This is a genomic window from Microbacterium sp. MYb62 (assembly GCF_002979475.1).
Taxonomy (GTDB): domain Bacteria; phylum Actinomycetota; class Actinomycetes; order Actinomycetales; family Microbacteriaceae; genus Microbacterium.
The window spans coordinates 176,230-202,403 of the sequence record NZ_PCOY01000003.1 but is presented as its reverse complement, the minus strand read 5'-3'; the positions used below and the strand labels follow the sequence as shown (position 1 = coordinate 202,403).

Below are 26,174 nucleotides of genomic sequence, written 5' to 3'. Positions count from 1 at the left end.
GCTCGCCATGTCGGCGACCGCCGATACGTTGGAGGCATGATCTCTCTCCTCACGGGCCCCGATGCCCGCGACCGCTGCGCCTGGGTGGGCGACGACGACGAGTACCGTCGCTATCACGATGAGGAGTGGGGCACGCCCCTGCACGGCGACCGCGCGCTGTTCGAGAAGATGGCGCTGGAGGGGTTCCAGGCCGGGCTCTCGTGGATCACCATCCTGCGCAAACGGCCGCGGTTCCGGGAGGCGTTCGCGGGCTTCGAGCCCGAGGTCGTCGCCGAATTCGACGAGTCCGACGTCGAGCGGCTGATGGGCGACGCCGGAATCGTCCGCAACCGCGCCAAGATCGAGGCGACCATCGGCAACGCCCGCCTCGTGCGGGGAATGGCCGAGGGGGAGCTCGACGAGCTCATGTGGTCGTTCACGCCTGCGGTGTCCGACACCCGTCCCGCAGCCTTCGCCGACGTGCCGGCGGTCACGCCGGAATCGACGGCGCTGAGCAAAGAGCTGCGGCGGCGCGGATTCCGCTTCGTCGGACCGACCACCATGTACGCCCTGATGCAGTCGGCCGGGATGGTCGACGATCACATCGCGGGGTGCTGGCGCGCCTGACGGGCCGACCGCGGAGGATGCGTCGTCGGGATCGTCCAGGCCCTCGATATAATCGGTGACCGGGGGGATCTCCCGACGCGGTGCGTCGGGGTCATGCAGGGCGCGGTCTCCCTTTCCGACCGTGAGGAGCATGAGTGGCAACGCGCATGGCAGCGACACCGCCGACGCTGGCCGGCTACAGCTACGTGCGCCCGCTCGGTTCCGGTGGTTTCGCCGACGTGTTCCTCTACGAACAGGACATGCCGCGTCGTGTCGCCGCGGTGAAGGTGCTGCTGGCGGATGCCGTGAACCCCGAGGTTCTGCGCACCTTCAACGTGGAGGCCGACATCTCCGCACGGCTGAGCGCGCATCCGTCGATCGTCACCATCTATCAGGCGTCGATCTCCGCCGACGGTCGACCGTACTTCGCGATGGAGTACTGCCCCGACACGATGAGCGCCCGCTACAAGAAGGCTCCGCTCCCGCTCGCCGAGGTACTCGACATCGGGGTGCGCATCGCCGGCGCGCTCGAGACCGTGCACAGGGCTGGTCTGCTCCATCGCGACATCAAGCCGTCGAACGTGCTCATCAACTCCCTCGGCGCCCCGGTGCTGGCCGACTTCGGGATCGCGGCGGCCGTCATCGACGAGGGTGACGGCGAGACCATCGCGATGTCCGTGCCGTGGAGCTCACCCGAGGTGCTGCAGGAGCGGGTGTCCGGGTCGGTGCCCAGCGAGGTCTGGAGCCTCGGAGCGACGCTGTACACCCTGCTCGCCGGCCGCAGTCCTTTCGAGCGGGCCGATCGCGGCTCGAACTCGCGCGATCAGCTCACCGAACGGATCATCAAGGCGCGCTACACGGCGGTGCCGGTCGGTGGCATCCCCCCGATCATCGACGACATCTTCGCGACCGCGATGCACCGGGACCCCGGCAAGCGCCCCGCGAGCATGGCGGAATTCGCGGAGCGGCTGCGCTGGGCGCAGTACGAGCTCGGGATCGCCCCGACCGCGTTCGAGGCGGCGTCGGCGGAATGGGCCGCCGCCGCGCCGGTGAGCTTCTCGGATTCCACCGTCCGCGGACCCGTCATCACCACCGTCGCCCCGGACTCGCGACGCGCCGTGCGCGCCGCACGCCCTCAGGCCGCGCCGCGCGAGCGCGATGACCTCCCGTCGACCCCCCGGCGCCGCACGCGCTCGCCCCTTGTCGCCGGGATCATCGGCGCCCTGATCGGCGCGACCGCGCTCGCCGCGATCGGCACGGTCGTCCTCTTCGTCACCGGGATCCTCTGATGGCGATCGGCGACCGGAAGAGCACAGAAGCGATCAGGCGGCCCCGCGGTCGACTGATCGCGACGATCTCGGGGATCGCCGCGCTGGCCGTCGTGCTCACCCTCGCGGTGACGGCGCAGGGGTATCAGTCGCAGGAGGTTCCACGCCTCGACGCCTCGGTCTGGGTCATGCGCGACAGCGGTCAGTACGCCCGCGTGAACACCGAGCTCGCCGAGATCGACACCGTGCGCAACGTCGACGACCCCGAGGCGGTCTGGCAGAACGGCTCCGCCGCGGTGCTCTACGCCCAGGGCAACAGGCAGCGCTGGGACCTCGACCCGGCAAGCCCCGCCGACCTCCTCTCCGATTCCTCCGAAGAGGGGACTCCGCTCGCTTCGGAGCCCACCCCCGCCGGTACCAGGGAGATCCTCTCCGCCGGTCCGTACGTGGCGTATCGCACCGACACCGGCCAGGTCTCCGTCTCCACCGTCGCGGCCGGGGCGGGGACGGCGCTCGTCGATCCCTTCGCGGGGGTCGAGGTCGAAGAGGGCGAGGACCCTCCCACCTACACGGCGGATGCGATCGGCCTGTCGCCCGACGGTCTCCTGGTCCTCTACTCCGCGGATGAGGGAGCGGTTCGGCGATTCGACATCGATGAGCACAGGTTCCTCGGCGATGCGGCTTCCGTGCCCGAGGCGCCGGAGGCCGGCGACGGTCTGGCGCTCACCGTCGTCGGCGATCGCTGGGCGATGCTGCAGGCGGGCTCCGGCGCCCTGTGGATCTCCGGCCGCGACCAGCCGGTCGAGCTCGACGTCGTGGAGGATGCGCGCCTGCAGGGCGGATCCGCTTCCGGTGATGCCCTCGTCGTCGCCGACTCGGACGGGCTCGTGTCGGTCGACCCGGCTTCGGGCGAATCCGAGCGGGTGGCGGACGCGACCGGGGTCCCTGCGGCACCGGTCGTGGTCGGGGGGAAGACCTATGCCGCCTGGCTCGACACCGGGGCGGGAACGCTGTGGACAGACGGCGAGACGGTGCCGCTGCGGGTTCCCGATGAGACGCTCGACTCCGCCACGATCGCGCCGGTCTTCCAGGAGAACGGCGATCGCGCCGTGTTGAGCGAGACCGGGACCGGCCTCATCTGGACCGCGCCGGACGGCGTGCTCATCCCGCTCGAGCAGTGGAAGATCGAAGACGACACCGAGCAGCAGGAGGGCACGATCATCGTCGAGGACGTGGCGGAGCAGCTTCCGCCCGTCGCGGTCGACGATGCGTTCGGCGTGCGCGCCGGGGAGCAGGTGATCCTGCCCGTTCTGCTCAACGATCACGATCCGAACAAGAAGGACGTCCTGACGATCGATCCCGATTCGGTGTCGGGAGGACTCTCCGACTCCGCGTTCGGTGATCTGACGCTCGTCGCCAACGGGCAGTCGCTGGTCGTGAACGTGAAGGCGGGCTCGGGGCAGACATCCTTCACCTATGCCGTCACCGACGGCGCTGCGGTGTCTTCTCCCGCGACGGTGACGCTGACCGTGGTCGATCCCGGGGTGAACTCGGCGCCCGTCTGGTGCGGCGTCGACGCCTGTCAACAGGAGTGGCCGGCGCCACAGCTTCTTCCCGGGGGCAGCACGGTCGTCTCCGCGCTCTCGGGTTGGGTCGACCCCGAAGGCGACCCCTTCATCCTCAGCGACGCCTACGAGACCGACTCCTCGGCTCCCGTGATGGTGGTGCCGATGGCCGACGGGCGCGTGGCGATCCGGCACACCGATCAGAACGCGGCGGATGCGGTGATCTCCGTCACCGTCGTCGTCCAGGACGTCCACGGAGCGACCGCCGAGAAGACCCTCGACGTGCAGGTCACCGGAAGCCCGGCACTGATCGCCTCGCCGGTGGCACTGACCGCCCGGGTCGGCGAGCGCCAGTCCGTGCGCATCTCCGATCACCTCTCCGGAGGCTCGGGATCGTACCGACTCGTCGACGCGGTGCAGACCGCGGCCACCGCGCAGGGGCTCGAGGTGACGCCGAATCCGGCTTCGGGCACGGTCGAGCTGACGGTCGCCGAACCCGGTCAGTACGTGGTCACCTACACGGCGCAGGACGCGTCGACGCAGGCCGAGCAGTCGGCGGTCATCCGCATCACCGCCGTCGACGGCTCCTCGGGACTCGCGATGGCGCCCCTCACCGCGTTCGTGCGCGAGGGCGAGGACACGACCGTCGACGTCCTCCGGGCCGTGCAGAACACCAGCGGCCGGGTGCTGATGCTGTCCGGCGCCGTGAGCTCGACCCCGCAGCTCAACGTGCGGGTGGTCGGCAACGAGAGCATCCGCGTCAACGGCACGACCGAGAGCGGTGATCCGGGCGTGATCGGCAAGGCCACGGTGACCGTCGCCGACGGGTCGGGCGCGGCCGTGGAGGGGACGGTCACCGTCTTCCTCACGCCGCCGTCGACGGTCACGCGGCCGATCGTGTTCCCCGATGCGATCACCGTGCGCGCCGGCTCTCTCACCCGCATCAACGTCACCGCGAACGACGTGGCGCCCCGCGGTGAACCGCTGGTGGTGCTTCCGGAGGTGACCGGGTCCGGTGAGCCGGATGAACTCGTGTTCGCCGATCGCAACGCGCTGCGCTACCTGGCGCCCACGACTCCTGGCACCTATCGGCTCACGTACGCCGTCTCCCTCGAACGCAACCCGTCGCTGTACGACAACGGCATCGTGACCGTCACGGTCCTGCCGCCGGGGACGAACCGCGCGCCCACTCCGACGACGCTCACCGGTCGCGTCCTGAGCGGTCAGACCGTCTCGCTCCCCGTTCCCGCGACCGGGATGGACAGCGATGGCGACCGGGTCGTGCTCGCCGGCATCGAGCAGCCGGAGAAGGGGGCGGGCACGGCGACGATCTCGGCGAACGGCGAGGCCATCGTGTATCGGGCTCCTGCCGGCGGTGTCGACGGCGGGCAGGTCTCGTTCCGCTACACCGTGCGCGATCCGCAGGGCGAGGAGGGGAGCGGAGCCGTCCGTATCGGCGTGCTGGATGCCGACGTCGACGATGCCGCCCCGGTGACCTTCAGCGACTATGTCCGCGTCGAGGCGGGGTCGAAGACCCCCATCGTGCTGGACCCGCGTTCGAACGACCTCGACCCCGCGCAGAGCGAACTCGAGATCACGGAGCTCGTGCCCAATGCGCCTCCGGTCAAGGGCAACCCGCTGTATGAGCGACTGAACGCGCTGATCGACTCGGACACCGCGCTGAAGGATGGCCGCGTCGTGCTCCGCGCCGGCGACACGGCAGGCACGAACTCGTACTTCTACACCGTGAAGTCGAAGCGGACGGGGAGCACCGCGCAGGGGCTCATCGTGGTCACCGTGACCGACGGCACCGTCGCCGATCAGCCGAGCGTCGCCGACACCGTCCTCACCGCCCGTGATCGTGACGACCTCGCCGATCGCGGGGTCGACGTCGTGACCGACCGTGTGAGCTGGCCGTCCGGTGATGCCTCGTCGCTGAAGCTGAGCCTGTGGGGCGAGCAGCCCGGGTACACGGTGCAGGGCAACCGCATCGTGGGGGCGGCGCCGCAGGAAGGCGCGCTGGTGCCGTTCCAGCTGTCGGGGACGGCGGCGGGCGGCCGCGGCGTCGTCGCCTACGGGTTCCTGCGGATCCCGGCCTTCGACGACATGCAGGTGCAGCTCAAGCCGGGAGCGACCCCGGTCGTGGTCGACGAGGATGCGTCCGCCTCGTTCGCGGTGGGCGACTACGTCGATCTGGCGTCGTCGGATGCCGTGGAAGTCGGTTCGGGCCAGTTCACCGCGCAGCGCGCTGCGGCGTCGTGCGCCGCGGAGGGCTCGGGCGGAGCCGTGTACCGTGCCGGCCGCGAGGCGCCGTGGTCCGACACCTGCCTGATCCCGGTGCGCCTGCAAGGACAGGAGCGCTGGTCGTACATCGATGTGCCGGTCAGCATCCGTCCCGCCGAGCCGCAGCTGCTGCTCTCGTCGATCGCGCACACGATCGCTCCCGGAGCGACCGAGACCGTCGACCTCTACGCCAACATGGCGGCCTGGGAAGGCGGGCGCGAGGGCAACGTCGGCTCGCTCGAGTATCGGATCGTGCACTCCGGATCGGCGTTCATCGTCACCCAGAGCGGCTCGACGCTGACGATCGAGGCCCGCGCCGATGCGCGACCGGGCAACACCGAGAACGTCAGCGTCACGGTGCCGCAGTACGGTCAGCCGTCGGCATCGGTGCGCCTGGTCGTGGGCGCTGCGCCGCCCGATGCCCCGCGCGGAGCGACGTTCACGAAGCAGTGCATCGTCACGAGTGCGAGCTGCACGATCGATGTCGTCGACGTCGCGGGCGAGTACGACCCGTTCGTCGGGAAGCCCGGCTCCGGCCTGCGACTGATGTCGCTCGGCGCGGGCGCACGATGCGATGTCGCCTCCGTCGCGACCTCCGGCAGCAAGGCCATCACCGCGACCTGGCCCGGAGGCGGACAGGCGCCCGGCGGACAGTGCGTCATCCCGTTCGTGGTGTCGGATGCCCAGGGCCGTACGGGCACGGGAACCCTCACCCTCGACCTCCAGGGCTTCCCGCAGGCTCCGGCGAGCGTCACCACCGTCGGCTTCAGCCGGTCGAGCGTGGTGCTCGAGGTTCCGCTCGGTGAAGCCGGCCGCGCCCACCCCGGCGTCTCCGGAGTGACCATCCTGCAGGACGGCTCTCCCGCGAACGCCTCGTGCAGTCCGGCCGGCGCCGTGTATCGCTGCACGGTGAACGGGCTGGTCAACGGCGCACCGCACGTCTTCACCGCATCCGCCGTCAACGCGGTCGGCACATCGGCGGCCACGTCGCCGCACACCAGCTGGGCCTACGCCGCGCCGGTCGTCTCGAACGCATCGGCCGCGCCCGTCTACCGACCGGGTGTGACGGAGCGCGGGCAGGGCGTGGTCGCACTGTCGATCAGCGCTTCCGACGACGCGCAGGCCTTCCGGATCGAGGAGAACGGGCAGGTCATCCCCCGCACCGGGGCGACCACATCGGCCGACATCGCGCTGTCGCCCGGAGCGCAGACCCTCACGCTCGTCCCGATCAGCCAGTTCCAGCCCCCGACCGGCGAGGGTGGGAACGAGGGCGGCGCCTTCCGCACCTCGGTGACGGCCGCGGGCACGGTGTACTTCGACCCCTCCTGGACGCAGGCCGATGCCGTGACGAACACCTCCGTGAGCGTCTCGGGCGTCGCGCCGCAGGCCAACGGCAGCGCACTGGGCGTCGACGTCGTCTATCTGGCCTGGCGCTCGGGCACGGCCAGCTGCACCGCCGACGGGAACGGCCGACTCTCGGTCGCGGGAGCCGAGGTGCAGTCCGCTTCGCCGTCCCTGCAGGGCCTGCAGCAGTACCAGACGTACAACGTCAAGGCGTGCGCGTCGAACGGGTACGGCGTCGCGGAGTCGTCGACGGCGCAGGTGTTCACCTTCACCTTCGTCGACGGCCCCGGTGGAGACGCCAGCTACACGGTGGCGGACACTCCCACGCGCGAGGGCGACCGTTACACCTACGGACTGGCCTCCGCACCGAGCATCCACGTCCAGGACGGGTTCGTGCCCAAGTACTACATGTACGGGGAGAAGAAGTCCGAGTTCTCGCTCACCTCCGACGCGTCTCCGGGACAGGTGCGGGCGCAGGCATGCCATGCCGTCTTCACCGGGTACTGCTCCGGTGAGGTGCCCGTCACCGCCAGGACGGCGCCGACCACCGTGGACGTGACCTTCCAGGCCTGTATGCCGGCCGTGGAGAAAGACGTCGTGACGGTGTCGCGCGCCGCGCGGGGTGCGTATGCCCTCACTTCGACTGCGGTGGTGGACACCCCCGGCGCCTTCGACGTGACCATCGACTGGATAGACGCGTTCGGTGCGTTGAAGACCATCACCCATCGTGTCGCGGGTACCTGTGAGTGACGCGGGTCGCGCGTCGCGCGCCCCGCGGACGAATACTCTTGCTGTTATGCCAGCCACCTCAGCCGCACCCGTGACCATCGCTCCCGAACAGGCATCCTGGTTCGCCGAGACGTTCTCGATCCTCACCGGCAACATCGAGCAGGCGATCCTCGGCAAGCTGCACGTGATCGAGCTGGTGCTCGCCGCCGCCGTCAGCGGGGGCCACGTGCTGCTCGAGGACTTCCCCGGAACCGGGAAGACGGCTCTCGCCCGTGCGGTCGCCCAGACCGTGAACGGCACGAGCACGCGCATCCAGTTCACCCCCGACCTCCTCCCCGGCGACGTGACGGGCATCACCGTCTACGACCAGAAGGAGGGAGCCTTCGAGTTCCACGCGGGTCCCGTCTTCGCGAACATCGTGCTCGCGGATGAGATCAACCGTGCGAGCCCGAAGACGCAGTCGGCGCTGCTCGAGGTCATGGAAGAGGGCACGGTCACCGTCGACGGCGTGACACGGCCGGTCGGGTCGCCCTTCCTCGTGATGGCGACGCAGAACCCCATCGAGCAGGGCGGCACGTACCGTCTGCCCGAGGCGCAGCTGGACCGCTTCATGATCAAGACCTCGATCGGCTACCCCGACGAGGCGGCCACCATGCGCATCCTCCAGGGCGCGGGCCGGCAGAAGGTCGTGCTCGACGGCATCGTGGGCACGGACACGATCCTCACGATGGCCGAGATGTCGCGCGGCGTGTATGTGAACCCGCTCGTCTCGGACTACATCATGCGCATCGTCGATGCGACGCGTCGCGCATCCGAGGTGCGTCTGGGCGCGAGCGTCCGAGGGGCACTCGCCCTGTCCCGGATGGTGATGACGTGGGCCGCCAAGAACGGCCGCACGTTCGCGACCCCCGACGATGTGCGCGAACTCGCCGTCGTCGCACTCGCGCACCGACTGGTGCTCGAGCCCGAGGCCGAGTTCGACGGCGTGACGGCCGTTGCCGTGATCGGACAGATCCTCCTCGATGTGGAGCCTCCGCGCGAGAACGGCACTGCGTGAGCTTCAGCACCGAATCCCGCCTGACGCGCACCGCGGCAGGCACGAGCACGTCGACCCGCACGACCACCGTGACGCGGTACGACCGGACGCACCGCGGACCTGTCCGCGGTGCGGTGTTCGGTGTACGTCGGGCGGCTCGCAACACCGGGCGTGCGGCGAGGGCCGTCGTCGGCTGGGTGCGCGAGACCGTCACGGCGGCGGGGATGCTGGTGGCGGTGGCCTGCGTGCTCGGGATCACCGCGGGGCTGCTCTTCGGCTGGGTCGAGGCGTGGGCGGTGGCCGCGATCGCACTGGTGCTGCTGCTGGCCTGCGTCCCGTTCATCCTCGGTGCACATGACTACCGGATCGACCTCGCTCTCGATCGCGACCGCGTCGTCGCCGGCGCCGAGATCGGTGCCACGCTCGACGTGCGCAACAACGGCACCCGGCTCTCCCTGCCCGGCATCGTCGACGTGCCCGTGGGGGAGGGCCTCGTCGAGGCGCATGTGCCGCTCCTGCGACCGGGAGCGCACCACCGCGAACAGCTCACGATCGCCGCACACCGCCGCGGCGTCATCGATGTCGGGCCGATGACGATCACCCGGGGTGACCCGATCGGCATCCTCCGTCGCGAGCTGCGCTGGCCCGACGTGCAGCGCATCCACGTGCATCCGGTGACGGTGCGCCTCCCGAGCACCAGCGCCGGGCTGATCCGCGACCTCGAAGGCACACCGAGCACGACGCTGGTCGACGCCGACCTGTCCTTCCACGCCGTGCGCGAGTACGTCGTCGGCGACTCCCAGCGGCACGTGCACTGGAAGTCGACCGCGAAGACCGGCAAGCTCATGGTGCGCCAGTACGAGGAGTCCCGGCACGCCCGCATCGCCATCATCCTCGACCTCGACACCGAGTCGTACGAGAGCGACGACGAGTTCGAGAACACGGTCAGCGCCGCGGCGTCCCTCGCTCTGCAGGGTGTGCGCGACGGCCGAGACGTGCTCTTCTCCGTGAGCAACGAGATCCCCGAGCAGAGTCGCGCCGAGGTGCTGTCGATCCGCACCTTGCCGACGGTCACGCCCAAGGCTCTCCTCGACGCCACCTCGACGATCGATCCGGCCGAGCGCGTCATGCGCCTCGAGGCCGTCGCCGCGCTCACCGCGCAGTCGTATCCCGACCTCTCCATCGGCTTCCTGCTCACCGGCTCTCGGATGCCCCTGGAGCGACTGCGTCACGCGGCGGTGAAGCTTCCGGCGGCCGTCGAGGCGGTCGCAGTGCGCAGCGAACTCGGCGAGCAGCCCACGATGCGCACGGCGCGTGAGCTCGCGGTGATGACTCTCGGCGCGCTCGGCGACCTTCCGCAGATGCTCGCGCGGGGAGCTCTCCGGTGAGCGCCGCCGGTCCGAAGCGCGGCAGGGTGGCGCGATCACGCCGCACCTTCGCCGTGTCGGCTCTGACCTTCTGGTCTCTCGGCTATGTGCTGGTCGGTGTGCTCCTCGCGACCGCCGCCGCGTGGCCCGTGTACGAATCCCCTCGTGCCCTCGTGGTGGGTCTCGTCGGCGGCATCCTCGGCATCACCGTCGCCGTCGTGGCGCGGGCGCTGCGCTGGGGAACGCTCATCGCCGTGCTCGCGGCAGCTGGTGTCTACGTGGTGGTCGCGGTGCCGCTCGCGATCCCCTCGGCGCTCTCCTCCGTCCCGGCGTTCCTCGGCGGTCTCCGCGATGCGGTGCTCGGGGTCGTCCTCGGGTGGAAGCAGATGCTGACGCTGAACCCGCCGCTGGGCGAGTACCAGGCCGTTCTCATCCCCTTCCTCGTCGTGATGCTGTTCGGATCGTTCCTCGCCGCGCTCCTCGTGCTGGAGACGGGGCGCCGCGCCACGATCGCCGTGCCGGTCGTGGTCGCGATGAGCGTCTTCGGCATCGCCTTCGGGGTGAGTGGCACGACGGCTCCGGTCACGGTGCTCGGCATGACCCTCCCTGCTCCGCGGGAATGGCTGATCGGGGTCGCGTTCTTCGTCTCCTCTCTGGTCTGGCTCGTCGGTCGGGCGCGACTGCAGCGTGCCGAAGCGCTGCGCATCGTCGCGGCGGCCAACATCTCCCGCCAGGCCACTCCGGTGTGGCTGAGCGTGCGACGCCACCTCCTCTCGGCGGCACTCGCCGTCGTCGCACTCATCGCCGGATTCGCGATCGCTCCGGCCGCAGCGGGGTGGTCGGATCGCTCGGTGCTGCGCGACGAGATCGAGCCCATGATCGTGGTGCAGCAGCAGCCCAGTCCGCTCAGCGCCTACCGGTCCTGGTTCGCGGGCGACACGCTCGACGCGACGGTCGTGCAGGTGCAGGGCGACCCCGGTGCCGTCGACCGCATCCGGCTCGTCACGCTCGACTCGTACGACGGCGAGGATTTCCACATCGATCCGGACGACCGCTTCAGTCGTCTGCCTCGCACGGCGCTCCCGGCGCCGGGTCGGGTGTCGCTCGACATGACGATCGGCGAGGCCTATCGAGGCATCTGGGTCCCGTCGCCGGCCGGGCTCGCCGAGGCTCCGGCGTTCACCGGTTCCCGTGCCGACGATCTCGCGGACGGCTTCCACGTGAACGCCGGCGGCGATACCGCGATCACGGTCGCCGAGGCTCCGGGCGGCGGAGAGGGACTCGTGCCGGGCGATCGCTACACGGTGCTGATCGATGCCCCGGGCGAGCAGGGTGACGTCACCGCGTTGCAGGGCGGTGCGTCGACGCTCGACACCGACCTGTACCCGGTGCTCGCCGAATGGGCCGAGATGCAGGAGCAGCCCCGCACGGGAGCCGGCTACCTCGAGGTCATCGACCGCCTCCGCGAGCGCGGCTACCTCAGCCACGCGCTGCTCGACGACGAGGCCGCCGCGGGCTGGATCTCATCGCTCAAGGGGGCCGAGGGCTATGCGTTCGCTCCGAGCTACGCCGGTCACTCCGCCGCCCGCATCGAAGAGCTCTTCGCCGACCTGGTCGAGCAGGAGCGACGGGCGGGGGCGGACGCCGCGCCGGAGATGCTCGTCGCGGCGGTCGGTGACGACGAGCAGTTCTCGGTGGCCGCCGCGCTCCTCGCCGAGCACTGGGGGCTCGAGTCCCGCATCGTGATCGGGGCGCGGCTCGCCGGCGCGGAAGAGGTGCCGGGAATCCCCGCGTGCTCCGAGGCCTGCACCGGTGCGAACATGAGCGCCTGGGTGGAGGTGCGCGCCACCGGCGGCGAGTGGATCCCCGTCGACACGACGCCCCAGTACGCGATGCTGCCCAGCGCCATCACCGAGGGCGAGCAGCTGCCGGAGCACCCCACCGTCCCGGAGCAGCCGCGCTCCGAGGCACTGGACCCGCCTCAGGCGCAGAGCGACTCCAACAACGAGGCTCCTCCGCTCGAGGAGCCGCAGTCCGAGGTTCTGGCGATCCTGCTGCCGATCCTGTCCGCCGTCGGTCTCAGTCTCCTCGCGCTCGTGCTGCTGGCGCTGCCGTTCCTCGTGCTCCTGCTCGCCAAGAGGCAGCGCGCTCGGGTGCGTCGCACCGCCGAGGATCCCGAGGTGCGTCTCGCCGGGGCCTGGGAGGAGCTGGTCGACGTGTACGCCGACCACGGTGTGGTCATGGATGTGCAGGGGACGCGGGCGCAGCGCGCGGAGTCGACGGAGCGGGATGCCGCTGAGCGCTTGGCCGTGCTCGTCGATCGTGCCGTCTTCGCGGAGCACCCGCCCACGAGCGACGACGCGACCGCGGCCTGGAAGATCGTCGACGCGGAGCGGACCGAGCTCTCGCACACCGGCACATGGTGGCACCGACTGCTCATGCGCGTGCGGCCGACATCGTTCATCGTCAGGGCGAAGCCGGCGGGAGGCATGCGCTTGCTCGGTGCCGGGCCCGCTCTCGGTACGCTCGGATTGACCGGTTCGCTCGGCGGCCGGAAGAAGGGGGACTCATGACCGCGCCCGCGGACACCGGTCTGGCCACGATGCTGTTCATCGTCGGCGGTCTCGGACTGCTCATCGGCATCGCCATCTACGTCTGGTACGCGTTCGCGCTGTCGCGCCTGTTCCCGCGCATCGACGGTGAAGGGTGGAAGGGTTGGGTCCCGGTTCTCAACGAGGCGGAGATCCTGGCGCGCGGTGGGGTCCCCGCGTGGTCGGTGGTGTTCTACTTCATCCCCCTGGTGCAGATCTACGGTCTGTATCTGAAGGTCGTCGCCACTCACCGCATCAACAAGCGGTTCGGCCATGGTGCCGGCATGACCGTGCTCGCCATCCTGTTGCCGCCGGTCTGGGCGACGGTCCTCGCGTGGGGCGCGGCCCCGTATCCGGAGGGGGAACGTCTCGCCGCACTCCAGCCCGGTCCGCGTCGCTCGGCGTCGCCGGCGGCGGCTCCCGCACGGGACGCCTCGGGCTACACGATCCCCTCGCTGTCGCCTTCCGGCACGGCGCCGGCCGAGTCCCCGGCGCTCGTCTTCCCCGATTACGCTCCGCCCCGGGCGAGCGAACCGGAAGCGGCCGTGGCACCTCCCGCGCCCTCCGCCTGGGGTGTGCCGCCCCAGCCGGTCGCGGGGCAGCCGCCGGTGGATGCGCCCGCCCGGTCTTTCGCGCCCCCGGCAGCGCAGATTCCCGCGCCGCAGCTTCCCGCGCCGCAGCCTCCCGCGCCGCAGCTTCCCGCGCCGCAGCTTCCGGCGCCCCCGCCTCCGGCACCGCAGCCGTCCGCCGTGCCGCCGCCTGCGCCCCAGCCTGTCGCGCCCCCGCAGCCCGTCGTGGCCGCGCCGCAGGAGTCGCCCGCCCCCGGGGCGCCGTTCGTTCCCCCGGCCGCGGCGCCGGTGCCGCCCGCGCCGGGGGAGGCGTACCCGCCGACCGGGATCATGGCCGCCATGACCGGCGCCGTCGCCATACCGCCGGCGGGAGCGGTCGAGCAGCCGCTCGCTCCTGAGCCTCAGGCTCCGCAGCCGCTCGCTCCTGAGCCTCAGGCTCCCGAGCCGCCGGCACCCCCTCTTTTCGTCGAGGTCCCGTCCGCGCACCCGTCGACGTCGGTGTTCGAACCGGTTCCGCGTCCGGCGCCGCCGACCGCGGATTCCGAGCTCGCCGCGTCCGTCGACGAACCGCAGCGCGCCGTGCGCTCGGTGCCGCCGTCGTTCCGGGATGACGGGATTCACGACGCTGAACCGCAGATGCCGACGATCCGCCCTGCTCCGGACCTGTCCCTCGGCGAACCCGTCGACGGCGAGGCGAACGCGTCCGCCCCGGCGCCCGCACAGCCCGTCGTTCCCACCCCGCAGGTCACGCCTCCCGCCCCGCAGGTCGCGCCTCCTGCCCCTGCGGCACAGCCCCTCGCCCCTGTGGCGCCGCCGGCGGCCCCGCAGGGTGGGCTGACCCCCGAGGTCGACGCCACCGTGGTGACCCCGCGTCCGACGGATGACGACCTCGACGCCACGGTCGTCGTCGCTCGCAAGCGCGGCGTGCGTCGCGTCCTCGTGCTGGACGACGGTCGGCGGTTCGCCCTGTCGGGGGCGAGTGTCGTGATCGGGCGCAACCCGGTCGGCGACCCGGGTGAGCAGCGGCTGGCGATTTCCGATACCACGCGCACGCTCTCGAAGACGCACGCCCGTCTCGTCGTGCAGGAGGACGAGTGGCGTCTGACCGACCTGCACGCCACGAACGGCGTCGTGGTCGTCGCGGATGACGGAGCCGAGATGCTCCTCGATCCCGGCGAGAGCGTCATCGGCACCGGACGGTTCATCTTGGGCGAGGTCGGCATGCATGTCGTCGCGGAGCGCGATTCGTGACGGTCGCGTCGGTCGTCCTCAATGTCGCGTCGCTGACCGACACCGGACTCAAGCGCACGGCGAACGAGGACTCGGTGCTGAATGCGTCGCCGGTGTTCCTCGTGGCCGATGGGATGGGCGGGCACGAGGCGGGCGACCGAGCCAGCGCGGCCGTCGTGGCGGCGTTCGAGCCGTTGCGAGGGCGGGCGGTGGAAGTGGACGACGTGCGCGACGCCCTGAGCCGCGCGGCGGACGTCGTCGAGGGTATCGCTGCCGCACACAAGCGCGGAGCGGGCAGCACGGTCACCGGTGTCGCGCTCGTGGAACACGAGGGCTCGCCGCACTGGCTCGTCTTCAACGTCGGCGATTCCCGTGTCTACCGCCACCACGGCAACGAGCTCGTGCAGCTGACGATCGATCACTCACTGGGACAGGAGCTCGTCGATGCGGGTGAGCTCCGGGCAGAGGACCTCGCCTCGTTCTCGCAGCGCAACGTGATCACGCGCGCCATCGGCGCGCCCGACAGCACCGCGGACAGTTGGCTGCTCCCGGTCGTCGACGGCGAGCGTCTGCTGCTGTGCTCCGACGGTCTGAGCGGGGAGGTCAGCGACGAGGCCATCCGGGCGACGCTGACGATGAACGGACGCCCCGAGACCGCCGCCACGGCGCTGGTCCGCAGGGCGCTCCAGGCCGGCGGACGCGACAACGTCTCGGTCGTCGTGATCGATGTCGTCTCGGGTGGGGCGCGCACACGCACCGAAGAGGGAACCGCCGGTCGGATCGCGGCGTCTGCGCTCACCGATTCGATGCTCGAGGGCACGACGATCCCGGTACGGGCGAGATGACCGACGACGAGACCGAGGAGACGATCATCCTCACCCGCCGCGACCGGCGGCGCGCTGTTTCTTCGGGAACCGACGCTGCGGAGGCGCAGCCGCTCGTGGACGCGGACGCGGACGCGGACGCGGATGCGGACGAGGCGACCATCGTGGTGAAACGCGCGAAAGCCGTGCAGGACGTCGAGCCCGCTCTGCCGGCCGACGAGACCGCCGCATCCGACGAGGCGGAATCGGGGAACGACCTCGACGATCCTGGCAACCCGGACGAACAGGACGAACCCGCGTCGCTGCCCGAAGAGCGGGATGCACCTGGTGAGCCGGAGGCGTTCGACGTGCTGGGCGCCTCCGACACGGGAGAAGCCCCGGAGGAGGTGGCGTCTCTCGAAGCCGCGGAGTCTCTCGACGAGGCGACGGTCGTCGTCGACCGCGCCGCAGCACCGAAGGCCGACGCCCCCGACGAGGCCACCGTCGTCGTCTCCCGACCGGCGCGTCGCCTGCGACGGAAGCGCGCCGACGCGGCGGGCGCCGAGGAATCGGGTCCGGAAGACACCGGGAACGTCCGGCGCGTCGAATCGTTCGCGGCGCCGACCGATGGTCCGACTCCGGCGATCTACAAGCCTCGCCCGGCACCGCTCGCGCCTGTCGCGCCGCCCGTCGTGATGGGTGCCGCGGCGCCCACGCGGGTCGAGGACCCGGGGCTTCCTTCCGTCGCGAAGCAGGGGCAGCGGTGGAGCCTGATCACGCTCGTCGCCGCTGCGGGGGCGTGCGTCGTCTCGGCAGCCGGTCTCGTGGCGCTCGGGTTCGTCGTCTTCGGCTGATCGGCGCCCGCTCCGCGTCGACCGCTCCCGCCGCCACGACGTGCTCAACTCGCGGCGCCACCGTCACGTAGGGTGAGGGGATGGCCTTGAGGGGGGAACATCGATGAAGGACGACGTGGAGCGATTCTCCGAGCGGTGTGAGGAGGGCGCTGGCCCGGGTGACTGCACCGAGTCCCGCAGTGGTGTCTCCTCGTCGTCGATCGCGGTGTCGCGATGAATGCGGCGACGCCCGTGGGAGACACCGTGGCGCGGCCCCGGGTCGCCACGGTTCTCCTGATCGTCTTCGGCGCCATCGCGGCGATCGTGGCAGTCGCCTCACTCGCCAATGCAGCCGAAGACGGCCCGCTGCTCGGCTGCGGAGTGCTCGCGGCGATCATCGCGGTCTACGCGTTCGTGTTCGCCGGCTACGGTCACCGATTCTCCCGGATCGCCTCGGAGCAGGCTCCGTCGACGGTCTTGCTGACCTGGCTCGTCATGATGGGATCATTGCTCTGCGTGCTGGGCGCCCTGGTGATGTTCTTCGTCAGCGTGTCGCTCGGCAGCCAGGGATCAGTCGTGGCGGTCATCCTCCTGCTGGTCACGTTCGTCGTGTCGATCGCCAGCGCTCGTGTGCTGCGCGCCCACGTGGTCAGGACCAAGGCCCCGGCCGCTGGCGACTGAGCTTCCCGACGGTCAGTCGAACTGCGCGGAGGCTTCTCCGGGCTCGGGTCTGTTGAGGAGTCCGCCTGCGCGTTCGCCGTCGTCGGTGCCCTCGGTAGACGAGTCCTTCCGGCGTCGCAGCACGATGAGGATACCGAGCACGCCGAGCAGGCTGGCTCCCGTGATCGCCGCGAACAGCGCGGCTTCGCGAGTGACCAGGAACGGTGACGCGCCGTGGTCGGGATCGACGGTCGCCGCGGGGGGTCGCACCGCGCTCTCGGCGGTGTCGAAGAAGGGGCTCACAGGACCGCGCGTGGTCTCGTCCGGAAGGAGCTGGATGGCGGCGAACGGCTGGATGAAGCCCCACCCGTTCACGTCGTCGCGGTTGTCGGCGTCGGCCCGCAGAGCCGTCGCCGTGAGCCGATATGCCCAGCCCGCGGGGGGATCCTCCGGATGTGCCTCGGCGACCAGGGCGGCTGCCGCGCTCACATAGCCGGTCGCGAAGCTCGACGCCGGGGCGTCGGACGCGAAGAGGCAGTCGCCCCCGCCGGTCGCTGCCGTGAGCACGTTGCTGCCAGGGGCCGTCACGCCGACCTGAGGTCCGTGGATCGAGGTGTCGGTGGCGAGACCGTTCGCGTCGGCGGCACTGACTCCGAGTACCTGCTCGTAGGCGGCCGGATAGCGGGGTCCGTCTTCGGCCTCGGCATCGGATGCTCTGTTGCCGCCGCTCGCGACCACCAGCGCACCGACGGCAGCGGCATGCTCCACGGCGGCGCGCAGATCGTCGGAGTTCGAGGCCTGCGACATCGAGACGTTGATGATGTCGGCGCCGTTGTCCGCAGCCCAGTGGATGCCGTCGGCGATGCGCTGCGACGTGGGGCCGAAGCCCTTGTCGATATCCTGCGGCGAATCGCTGCGGAACACCCGCACCGACAGCAGGCGCGCATCGGGGGCGAGGCCGACCACGCCGGAGCCGGCGACCGGCTGCGCGGCGATCTGGCCGGCGATGGCCGTGCCGTGACCGGTCGTGTCGCTCATGCCGTCGCCGCGCTCTCCGTCGCCCACGAGGTTGACCCCGCCGATCACGACGCCGGCGAGGTGCGGATTGCCCGCGTCGATGCCCGAGTCGACGACGGCGACGACGACGCCGACACCCGTGGCGAGGCGGTTCGCGTCTTCGGCGCCGAGTGCAGCGAGTGCGGCAGGAGCCTCCGGCGTGAACACGACGTTGCCGGGCTCGCACGCACCGGTAGCCGCCGAGACGATGGACGCGGGCGCCGACGTCGATGCCAGGGCGGACGCAGGTGCGCCGAAGACGGCAGCGCCCAGTACGAGGGTCGCGAGCGCGGCGCGGCGACGCATCAGTTCGTCCCGGAGCCGGGCGACTCTCTCGCGGCCTCGGCGGTCAGGGCCGGTCCTGCGGCGAAGAACTCGATCCATGCGTTCGACACGCGTCCGACGTCGGCGGGGGTGTAGCCGAGCTGGGCGATGGCGTCGCTCGGCGCATCCGCTGCTCCCTCTTCGACGATGGCGCCGGGGATCGCATACGCCGTGCCGGATTCGTCGATGAGCACGGCCATGCCGACCGCGTCGTCCGAGGGGCCGCGTACCTGCACGAGGGCGCCGCCGCCGACGGCGACATCGACGCGGGCGCGCTCTTCCGGCAGTTCGGTGGTGGTCGCGCCGAGCACCGTGCGAGCGTCGTCGGTCACGACGGCGCAGGGTGTCTGGCCGGCGGCGAGCGGCGTGAGGGGAAGCGTGGGCCAGTCGTCGCCGCCCGCGTTGGGCACGGTCGGCACGTTGGCGACCTCGGCCGGCGAGACCTCTTCTTCGGCACCGGCTTCCTGACCGCTGCCGAGCAGGTACAGCTGGTAGGCGAGCGGGCTGAGTCGCGCGAGCTCGCCCGTGGCCAGGGCCACGTACCGCTCGTCGGCCGGGCTGCCCTGCACGTGAACGATCGTGCCCGCCGTCAGGTCGGTGCCGGGCACTGACGCTCCGACGGCGTTGAGTCGGATCGGTTCGAGATCCGCACCCGACGCGAAGAGGTTGAGCCAGCGTCCGTCGACTTCGTACACGTCGCTGGTGCCGAGACCGACCGCGCGCAGCACCGCGTTCGCGTCGTCGGCGGGCACGGCGTGACGGAGGCCGTCGGCGATCACGAACAGATCGTCGCCGCGCTGCACCACGGTGCCGGCGCCGTTCGAGGCATCGGCCATCGGGGTGTTCGAGAGCGACACGGCGGTGCCGGAGGAATCGTCGATGCAGGCGGTCCACGACGAGTTGATGAGCGCGCTCGGCGCCGGCAGATCGTCGGGGGCGCCCAGGATGCCGATCGAAGCTCCGACGGGGATGCCGTCGAGTGCGGACTGGTCGGTGCGCACGACCTTGAATTCGCCGGCCGGGATCAGCAGGCGGGCGCTGGCCGTGTTGATGACGGGGTACAGGGTGCCCTCGACGGAGACGTAGCGCGCTCCGGTGTCGGTGGCGATGATCAGTCGGTTGTTCTGCCAGTCGCCGGGAAGGCCGGGCTGCATGATGCCCCAGAACACTCCGACGAGGATGACGCCGACGGTGAGGGCGACGCCGGCGACCACGGCGCGCAGCGGCTTCGCCGGGTCGAGCTCCTTGCCGCCGGGGGCTCCGCCGGTGAACGCCGAGAGAAGCCGGCGTCTGCTGAAGCCCTGGGCCTCGATGAGATCTTTCTTGGTCGCCATCGGTCAGACGAGCCCCGCCGTGATGACGCCGAGTGGCAGCAGCAGTGCGAGGGCGACGATCTCGACCGTGTCGCCGAGCCGCGTGAGCCGCAGGCGCGCCTTGGGCGTCAACAGTGTGAGCCCCACGAGGATGACGGTCGCGACGACCAGGATGAGCAGCATCCAGGTGCGCACATCCGGCAGGGCCAGGGCGACGGTCACGCCGGTCGCGGCCAGGCCGATCGCCCCGATCGCCATCAGCACCAGCACGCCGAGGCGGGCGTGGATCTGCCGAGACTGGAACATCATGCCGATGAACGCGAGCACGCACAGCACCGCGCCGAAGACGCCGCTCGAGGCGACCAGCGGTGTGGCGATCAGCGCGGCGAGTCCCAGCGCGGCGCGCAGCGCGATCAGGGTGCGGGTGCCGGCGGCGGCGCGGCGCTTGACCTCGTCGGCGTCGATCGGCACGGGCGCGGAGAACATCTCGGCATCGCTCTGCGGGGAGATCACGCGGATGCGCGTGGAGCTGAGGGCGAGCCACGGGATGCCGTTCGCGAGCAGGGCCGTGGTCGCGAGCATGATGGCGTAGGGCGCGAGCGGGTTGCCGAAGACGGCGGCGGCCGTGGCCGTGATCCCGATCGACGCGCCGAGCGCGATGGGGACGAGGTGGATCTCGGGCTTGTCCTGCGTGACGGCGAGGCCGAGGCCGCCGACGATGACGAGTCCGAGTCCCAGGGCGGCGAGGGGCCATCCCCAGATGCTCTGCGGGGGCACCGCGAGGTAGCCGGCGAGTCCGCCGTAGGCCGCGGCGGCGAGTCCGAGCGCGTGTCCGGCCTCGGGCTGTCGCAACCGCATGAGAACGGCGGCGGCGACGCTGAGCACGACCGCCCCGGCACCGGCGATGATCGCGGGGAGGAGGGACGTCGGGGGCGTGGCCACGAGGAGCAGCGCACAGAGGGAGAGGAACGTGAGGCTGACGAAGAGTGCGGTGCGCGAGCTGTCGGCGGCCGTCCACGAGCTGTGCTGCTCGGCCGTGGCATCGATGACGGCTTCGACGACGTCGTCGTAGATGCGGGGCTCGTGCATGAGTCCGCCGCGCACCAGTGTCAGCAGCTCGCCGTCGTGCACACCCTGGGCCGCGGCGCCGCGCGCCGGGTCGAGCGGAGTGCCGTCGGCACGCTGCAGCGCGTATCCGCCGTGGGTGAGAGTCGGGTCGAGCACGCCGAGACTGCGGGCGAATCCCGGGATGATCTCGACGAGCGGAACCTGCGACGGTACGCCGACGTCGAGCCGTCGGTCGTCGCTGACGACGGAAAGCCGCAGCACGGTACCTGCCGCTGCGCTGCTCTGAGTCATGGAACGATGCCCCCTCCATGGTGTGCAGCCGGACCGGAGGAGACCCGGTGGCTGCGCATTCCGCCTTTCACCCTAGTTGAGGTGCACGACAGCACGTAGCCGCGGAGAGGATCGATTTCTCCATCGAACGGAAGATTGCACGACGAGGCCTCCGACCTTCCTGAGATTCGCGCGGATCTGATCTAACCGGCCAAGCGTTGTCGAGTGTCTTTGAGGGGGGATCTCGCATGTCAGAGCGGATCATGGTCACGCAGGCCGGGATGGACCAGCTGATCGCCCAGGTGCGCGACACAACGGACGTCGGCCGTTGGCCCGTGGCGCGTCTCTCGTGAGGAGTCGTCTGCCCCGGTCATCACGTCGGCGCCCTGCACAGTGGGGAGCAGCTGTAGGTGCCGTCCTTCTGACGCTCTCGGTTGCGAGCTGTTCGTTCGGGGCGGCGGATGACAACTCTGGGGAGCGTGTCGTCACGGAATTCTTCGACCGCCTCATCGAGGGAGATGCGGCCGGTGCGGGGGTGCTTCTCAGCGATCGTGAGGACGTGAGCCCGGCCGCGCTCGACAACGACGTGTATTCGGAAGCCGTGCGTCCTGTCGAGGCTCGTATCACCTCCGTGGGGGGATCGGACTCGGAAGCAGTGGTCGATGTCGAGTATCGCCTCGCCGGTGAATCCGCTCCGCGTGAGATCAGGTTGAGGACGAAGACGTTCGATGGCGAGGCGAAGATCGTCTGGACGAATTCCGGTCTCGCGTTCAGCCGGCAGGGCTACCCCGGCGGCCTGGTCATCGAAGCCGGGAACCCGGTCGATCTGGAGCAGGACGAGCGTCTCGTCCTGCTCCCGGGCATCTACGACATCGAGTACACGGACGAGCAGCGAATCATAACGATCGACCCCAGCGGAGGCGAGGCGGAGCTCTTCGAACTGGAGTTCCCGGTCGTCGCGCCGGAGAGCATCGTGGCGCCCGCCGGCGCGGAGATGTCCATGGGGACAATGCGTTTCAATCCCGTTTTCCTCACGGACGTCGCTGTCGAGGTGCAGGCCCGATTCGATGAACTGATCGCCTCGTGCAGCGGTCTGTTCGGTGATGGATGCCCGTCGGTGATGCCTGATCAGGTCGCGAAACGGGATGCACCCACGGCGCTCGATGCGGCGTCCGTCGTGTGGGAGCGGGCCGGCCCGATCGCTCTCGCCAAGGCTGACGGGCTGCGTGCAGTAGCCGACTACACCGTCAGCTTCAGCTGGTGGTGAGCTATCTCGTTGGTGAGGCCACGCGTGAAGAGACCATCGAGCTCGTCCGCCTTCCGAAACAGGGGACTGTTCCCGAGCACTGGCTCATTCGGCTTTCCCCGGAGACGGTTGGGGCCGACATCGCCGGTGCCGAACTGCTGCCTGAGGACACGGTCTATCGCATCAATGGCGTGGACGTGAGTGCGGCGATTCGTGCTGCCGTAGACGACCCCTCCGCGACAGGTGGGACACCGCGCGTGCTCGCTTTCGGGGGCAGGTATCCGATCGATGTCACGGTACCCGGCAGCGATGGATTCACGGACAGTTTCGTTCTCGAAGTGCCGATGTTCTCTGGGGGCGATTCTCCCGATGGGGGTTTCGCGGACTTTGTCGGCGAGCACGGCTTCTGAGTACCCCCTGCCCGTAGGCGCGCCATTTTTGAGCGGTCGACGATTGCGGCTCGTCGAACTCGACTGAGGTGCCGGTGACAGCATTCTGGCGATTCGCCCCGATCTGGCTTAGCCTGCATGCTGAAACAGATTCGTGGGGGGTTGTTTCGAAGTCATCCCGTTCCGGGATTTGCTCCCTGCACGTGCGTCCGCATGCGGACCGGAGGGAGCGGATGATGGTCGAGGTGCCGGGATGGCGGATCGAGGCCCTTCGGGGCGTGGCCTCCTCACGGGGCGAGAGCTGATGGCGCGCGGGTCGAGTCTGTTCGCGGCGTCGCTGGGGGCCGTGGTGGTGGCGGTGGTTGCTGTTGTGCCGTCGGCGGCTGTTGCCGGCACAGCGGAGTCTGGGCTGTGGTGGTTCGACCGGGGCAACATCCAGGCTGCGCATGATGCGGGTTTCGACGGGTCGGGCGTGAAAGTGGCGGTGATCGACAGTCAGATCAATCCTGATGTGATCGGTCTCCGTGGGGCCGATGTGACGGTGCGGGAGCCGTCGTATTGCTTCGATGCTTCTGGCTCTCCGTATCCGACGGTGTCGACCGACTATGTGGCGGCGTCCCATGCCACGAATGTCGTGTCGATGATCGTGGGCACGGGCGAGGCTCCGCCCGGGGGCGCTCCGGTGAAGGGGGTGGCCCCCGGCGTGGAGCTGCTGTTCTACAACTCCGGTGGCGTGCTGGACGGGGTCGTCGATGATGAGGGCGTGGATGCCGAGTGCTTGCAGGAGGACGGCACCAAGCTCGCCGAGGATGGTCGGTTCGGCCTCGACCACGCGATCTCGGATGCCGTGGCGGATGGCGCGGACATCATCTCCATTTCCAGCGCTGGAGGCACCGACGTGTCCAAGGGCGTTGCGGAGGCGTACGCGAATGACGTGGTGGTGGTCGCCGGCATGGCGAACGACGATGGGATCGAGGTGCTGCCGGCCGCATTGAACGGTGTAGTGGCTGTGCAGGCCTTCGGCGAGGACGGCAAGATCCAGAACGGGCAGTACGGGAAGCCGAACGTGAGCGACTACGTGGTGACGGCGGGACCGGGGATTCGCTTGTTGTTGCAGGGCACGTCGGATTCGTGGGATGCGCAGGAGCTCGGGTCGGGGACGTCGTTTGCGACGCCGATCGTGGCGGGGATGCTCGCTGTGGTGAAGCAGAAGTACCCGGAGGCGACGGCGGGGCAGCTGATCCAGAGCCTGATCCACAACACGGGCACGAAAGGCGAGCACGAACCGACGTGGGATGACGCTGCCGGGTATGGGGCGGCGTCTCTCACGGGCATGCTGGCTGTCGACCCGACCAAGTATCCCGATGTCAATCCGATCTTCGATGCCGACGATCCCAACGCCTCGCCGTCTCAGTGGATGGTGGATGAGGCCAAGGCGGCGCTCGGTGAGGGCGACGCGACGGCGAGCCCGACCGCCGAACCCGGTGCGGCCGAGCCGCCGACCGGGGCTTCCGCGATGGTGCCGTGGCTCATCGGCGGCGGGATCGTTCTCGTGCTGCTGATCATCGGCGGCATCATCCTCGCGATCGTCCTGCCGCGGCGTTCACTACGGTGACGCGGCGGACGACGGCGGTCTTCCTCGCCACAGCGCTGATGGTCCTGATGCTTGCCGGGTGCGCTCCCGGAGCTGCGACGGCACTCACCGTGACTTATGCGGTGGACGGCGAAGAGCGGACACTGACGCTCACGCCCGACCAGATCACCTGCGATGCGGACAGTGTGCACGGGCTGGCGATCTCGAATGATCCGCAAGGGCGATTCTCTATCCGGCTCGACGGCGACCATCGCGGCTCCGTCGGTGCCGGAAGCGATGAGGGTCTGGTGCTCTTCGAAGCGGCCGAACTCGATCTCTCGGCATCTGACGCCGTGCTCACCGTCGGAGAGTCCGAGGGTGAGGTGTCCGTCGTCGAGGGATGGGCGCCTGGTGACGATGTGAACGTCACGGCCGATGACGCCGAGCGGTATCCGGCGACACTGTCGGGCTCGATCACCTGTGAAGGTGCCATCACCGTGCCCACTCCCGAGCCCTGAATGTTGTGCTCGGCGGGCGCGGCATCGAGCGCGGGGGGTGCTCCTGCAGAGACACCGCACACACCACAGCGTTCGATCGCCCCGATTTCTCCATCGAAGGCACAAATCTCCATGCGGATGCGTCTTCGATTGTGGTGATTCGCTCCGATCTGTTCTAGCCTGTCTCCTGAAACAGATTCGTGGGGGGTTGTTTCGAAGTCGTCCCAGATCAGGGATGCGCTCCCCCGCACGTGTGTCCTTAGTGGACCGGAGGGAGTGAGTAATGGCTGATGTCATCTCCGCAGAAGAAGGGGCTCTGCGTCGCGGAGCCCAGGCGGTGCGGGAGACCAAGTCCGGGATCGACCAGCAGACCAAGAAGGTCCGCGGTGAGATCGAGCAGCTGCGTGGATTCTGGACGGGTGCGGCTGCCGTGTCGTTCACCACGCTGATGTCGCGTTGGGACGAGCAGGCTCGTCAGCTCAACGAGGTTCTCGTGACGCTCGAAGATGCCCTCGCCGGCACCGAGCGCGACCAGGCCGCGACCGAAGAAGCGCACCAGCAGACCATCTCGGGCCTCGGCTCGATGATGGGTTCCTGAGCGTAGACCACAGAGATTTCAAGGAGAACATGATGCAGTCAATGTCGGTTCGCCCGGAGCAGGTCAACGCTCTGGCAGCGCAGATCCGCAGCGGGTCGCAGGGTATTCGTTCCGAGCTGGACCGTCTCGAGTCCGAGGTCGGCAAGCTGCGGGCTTCGTGGGATGGTGCCGCGCAGCAGGCGTACGACCAGGCGCAGGCCAAGTGGAACCGTTCGCTGAGTGAGATGCAGCAGTTGCTCACGCAGATCGCGGGCAAGACCGAGGAGATCTCGGGCCAGTACGTGCAGACCGATAAGTCGGCTGCCGGGCGGTTCGGGGCCTGACCCCGTGGCGCGGGTCCGTCGCAGGGATGCGTCGGACCCGCGCCGTCTGCTGTGCTTTTCGGTGAGTGACCGGACGGTACAGCAGGTGTCACGGGATTCGCCGTTGTAAACAAGGAGGGGCGTCGATGGCTATCGCAGTCGACTTCGATGGAGTGTTCGCCGAGCTGAAGCGACTTCTGCGCGAACTGCAGGAGTTCCCGAGTCCGGCTGAGGTGGGTGTCGCCGAGGGTGACGTGTCGAATACGACGCGCGAGTTCCACGAGGCTGTGTCTCGCGCCGCCCGCGAGATGGGTTCCGCGACCGAACGTGCCCTTGAGAAGCTGCAGAACACCCACGACACGATTCGAGCGGCGGTCCTGCAGATCGCGGAGCAGGATGCCGCGCTGGCCGACGAGACGAAGCTGATCGTGTCGTTGCTGGATTCGGCTGTCGAGCAGGCAGCCTCGCCCGCGACGGCAGGCACGACCATGGGGACGAGTGGCGGAGCGGAGAACGGCGCTCGGGCCAATTCCGCGAACACTTCCGACCAGGCTGAGGACGCCGACTTCTGATGAGACGTCCGCGTCGAGGTCTCCCAGCGATTGCTGCCGTAGCAGGGCTCGCCGTTGCCGTCATAGTGCCGTCAGCTGCCGCCGCCGGGACGGCGGAGTCGGG

The 26,174-nt window shown here is 69.8% G+C and carries 20 protein-coding genes; 17 read left to right on the top strand and 3 right to left on the bottom strand.

The window, feature by feature from the left end; all coding sequences use genetic code 11:
- The first annotated feature begins 36 nt into the window (after positions 1 to 36).
- From CQ042_RS05795 to CQ042_RS05750, 10 genes are all read left to right on the top strand, one after another.
- Positions 37 to 606 (top strand): DNA-3-methyladenine glycosylase I, encoded by a 570-nt coding sequence (locus CQ042_RS05795; RefSeq protein WP_105669512.1) that lies wholly within the window; start codon positions 37 to 39, stop codon positions 604 to 606.
- Between the two features lie 134 nt (positions 607 to 740).
- The gene (locus CQ042_RS05790; RefSeq protein ID WP_258132057.1) at positions 741 to 1,874 is read left to right on the top strand and encodes a serine/threonine-protein kinase; all 1,134 of its coding nucleotides are present in this window, start codon (positions 741 to 743) and stop codon (positions 1,872 to 1,874) included.
- Positions 1,874 to 7,795, top strand: coding sequence for an Ig-like domain-containing protein (locus CQ042_RS05785; RefSeq protein ID WP_105669510.1), 5,922 nt, complete (start codon positions 1,874 to 1,876; stop codon positions 7,793 to 7,795). Before CQ042_RS05790 ends, CQ042_RS05785 begins: the two co-directional genes overlap by 1 nt.
- Positions 7,796 to 7,865: 70 nt before the next feature.
- A complete protein-coding gene (locus CQ042_RS05780; RefSeq protein WP_105669618.1) occupies positions 7,866 to 8,831 on the top strand; it encodes a MoxR family ATPase in 966 nt (321 codons plus the stop codon).
- Complete coding sequence (locus tag CQ042_RS05775; RefSeq protein WP_105669509.1) at positions 8,828 to 10,198, top strand: DUF58 domain-containing protein; 1,371 nt, start codon at positions 8,828 to 8,830, stop codon at positions 10,196 to 10,198. Before CQ042_RS05780 ends, CQ042_RS05775 begins: the two co-directional genes overlap by 4 nt.
- A complete protein-coding gene (locus tag CQ042_RS05770; RefSeq protein WP_105669508.1) occupies positions 10,195 to 12,750 on the top strand; it encodes a transglutaminase domain-containing protein in 2,556 nt (851 codons plus the stop codon). Before CQ042_RS05775 ends, CQ042_RS05770 begins: the two co-directional genes overlap by 4 nt.
- A complete protein-coding gene (locus tag CQ042_RS05765; protein WP_105669507.1) occupies positions 12,747 to 14,588 on the top strand; it encodes a DUF5684 domain-containing protein in 1,842 nt (613 codons plus the stop codon). Before CQ042_RS05770 ends, CQ042_RS05765 begins: the two co-directional genes overlap by 4 nt.
- Positions 14,585 to 15,412 (top strand): PP2C family serine/threonine-protein phosphatase, encoded by an 828-nt coding sequence (locus CQ042_RS05760; protein WP_105669506.1) that lies wholly within the window; start codon positions 14,585 to 14,587, stop codon positions 15,410 to 15,412. Before CQ042_RS05765 ends, CQ042_RS05760 begins: the two co-directional genes overlap by 4 nt.
- On the top strand, positions 15,409 to 16,224 hold the full coding sequence (locus tag CQ042_RS05755) for a hypothetical protein (RefSeq protein WP_105669505.1): 816 nt from the start codon (positions 15,409 to 15,411) through the stop codon (positions 16,222 to 16,224). Before CQ042_RS05760 ends, CQ042_RS05755 begins: the two co-directional genes overlap by 4 nt.
- A gap of 243 nt (positions 16,225 to 16,467) precedes the next feature.
- Positions 16,468 to 16,884: a hypothetical protein gene (locus CQ042_RS05750; RefSeq protein WP_146115358.1), complete on the top strand. Its 417-nt coding sequence runs from the start codon at positions 16,468 to 16,470 to the stop codon at positions 16,882 to 16,884.
- Positions 16,885 to 16,896: 12 nt separating this feature from the next.
- Here CQ042_RS05750 and CQ042_RS05745 read toward each other — a convergent pair whose 3' ends face one another.
- From CQ042_RS05745 to eccD, 3 genes are read right to left on the bottom strand one after another with little or no spacing between them, the layout of a single operon-like run.
- Positions 16,897 to 18,225, bottom strand: coding sequence for a S8 family serine peptidase (locus CQ042_RS05745; protein ID WP_181157467.1), 1,329 nt, complete (start codon positions 18,223 to 18,225; stop codon positions 16,897 to 16,899).
- Complete coding sequence (gene eccB / locus CQ042_RS05740; protein WP_105669503.1) at positions 18,225 to 19,577, bottom strand: type VII secretion protein EccB; 1,353 nt, start codon at positions 19,575 to 19,577, stop codon at positions 18,225 to 18,227. The genes CQ042_RS05745 and eccB overlap by 1 nt, the downstream gene beginning before the upstream one ends.
- A gap of 3 nt (positions 19,578 to 19,580) precedes the next feature.
- The gene (eccD, locus tag CQ042_RS05735) at positions 19,581 to 20,915 is read right to left on the bottom strand and encodes a type VII secretion integral membrane protein EccD (protein WP_105669502.1); all 1,335 of its coding nucleotides are present in this window, start codon (positions 20,913 to 20,915) and stop codon (positions 19,581 to 19,583) included.
- Positions 20,916 to 21,453: 538 nt separating this feature from the next.
- On the opposite strand from eccD, the gene CQ042_RS05730 reads away from it, so the two are divergent.
- The 7 genes from CQ042_RS05730 (at position 21,454) to CQ042_RS05700 (ending at position 26,071) form a co-directional block, all read left to right on the top strand.
- A complete protein-coding gene (locus tag CQ042_RS05730) occupies positions 21,454 to 22,161 on the top strand; it encodes a hypothetical protein (protein ID WP_146115357.1) in 708 nt (235 codons plus the stop codon).
- On the top strand, positions 22,155 to 22,550 hold the full coding sequence (locus CQ042_RS05725) for a hypothetical protein (RefSeq protein ID WP_105669500.1): 396 nt from the start codon (positions 22,155 to 22,157) through the stop codon (positions 22,548 to 22,550). Before CQ042_RS05730 ends, CQ042_RS05725 begins: the two co-directional genes overlap by 7 nt.
- Before the next feature lie 232 nt (positions 22,551 to 22,782).
- A complete protein-coding gene (locus tag CQ042_RS05720; protein ID WP_258132054.1) occupies positions 22,783 to 24,144 on the top strand; it encodes a S8/S53 family peptidase in 1,362 nt (453 codons plus the stop codon).
- Positions 24,141 to 24,620, top strand: a complete 480-nt coding sequence (locus tag CQ042_RS05715) for a hypothetical protein (RefSeq protein ID WP_105669498.1) — start codon at positions 24,141 to 24,143, stop codon at positions 24,618 to 24,620. The genes CQ042_RS05720 and CQ042_RS05715 overlap by 4 nt, the downstream gene beginning before the upstream one ends.
- A gap of 262 nt (positions 24,621 to 24,882) precedes the next feature.
- A complete protein-coding gene (locus CQ042_RS05710; protein ID WP_105669497.1) occupies positions 24,883 to 25,197 on the top strand; it encodes a WXG100 family type VII secretion target in 315 nt (104 codons plus the stop codon).
- A gap of 29 nt (positions 25,198 to 25,226) precedes the next feature.
- Positions 25,227 to 25,520 carry a WXG100 family type VII secretion target gene (locus CQ042_RS05705; protein ID WP_031206455.1) on the top strand — a complete coding sequence of 98 codons (294 nt, stop codon included), beginning with the start codon at positions 25,227 to 25,229 and terminating at the stop codon, positions 25,518 to 25,520.
- Between the two features lie 125 nt (positions 25,521 to 25,645).
- Positions 25,646 to 26,071: a hypothetical protein gene (locus tag CQ042_RS05700; RefSeq protein WP_105669496.1), complete on the top strand. Its 426-nt coding sequence runs from the start codon at positions 25,646 to 25,648 to the stop codon at positions 26,069 to 26,071.
- The last annotated feature ends 103 nt before the right edge of the window (positions 26,072 to 26,174 follow it).